This is a genomic window from Marinobacter sp. C7 (assembly GCF_022343555.1).
Classification (GTDB): domain Bacteria; phylum Pseudomonadota; class Gammaproteobacteria; order Pseudomonadales; family Oleiphilaceae; genus Marinobacter.
Genome location: NZ_JAKQZH010000057.1, coordinates 1 through 591, shown reverse-complemented (window position 1 = coordinate 591; position 591 = coordinate 1). Strand labels below are relative to the sequence as shown.

Here is a 591-nt window from a genome sequence, read left to right as displayed (position 1 = left end):
GTCGTCGTCGTAGAGCGAGAGAAGCAGCCGGCATTCCTCGACCGAAAAGCCGAGGTCGCGGGAGCGGTGGATGAAGTTCAGCCGGTGGACGTGATTGTCCGAATAGTCGCGATAGCCGTTATCGGCCCGATCGGCGATGACGAGGCCGATATCCTCATAATAGCGGATGGTCTTGGCCGGCAGGCCAGAGCGCTTCGCGGCTTCGCCGATGTTCATGGGGCAACTCCAAACATTCCTGTTTCTGGAATGTAGGATCTGCCGCCTTCTGTTTCAATCGACCGCGAGCGCCATCCGCAGCATCGCCGCCAGATCCTCGTCGCCATCGCCTTTTTCGAGGCAGGCCTTGTAGCTTGCAAGCGCGGCGTCGATGGCCGGCGTGTCGACATCGTAGCTGTCGGCGACGCCGGCAAAGAGGGTTGCATCCTTCACTGCGCCCCTGACTGGAAAGCCGACGCTTCTGTCATGGCCGAGAATGCGCGGTGCGCGAGCCTTCAGCGCCGGCGTGCCGCCGGGACTTGTCATCAGGATTTCGAGCATTTTTTCGAGCGTCAGGCCGGCGCGCTTGCCGGTCGTCAGCGCTTCGCGAAGCAC

The 591-nt window shown here is 61.9% G+C and carries 2 protein-coding genes; both read right to left on the bottom strand.

Going from position 1 to position 591, the window contains the following annotated elements; all coding sequences use genetic code 11:
- Window positions 1-216 (bottom strand): MerR family transcriptional regulator (locus MD273_RS18700; RefSeq protein WP_239039277.1); only part of this gene is annotated, 216 nt, incomplete at its 3' end.
- Between the two features lie 54 nt (window positions 217-270).
- The coding region (locus MD273_RS18695) for an NAD-binding protein (protein WP_239039276.1) at window positions 271-591 on the bottom strand (321 nt) is incomplete at its 5' end.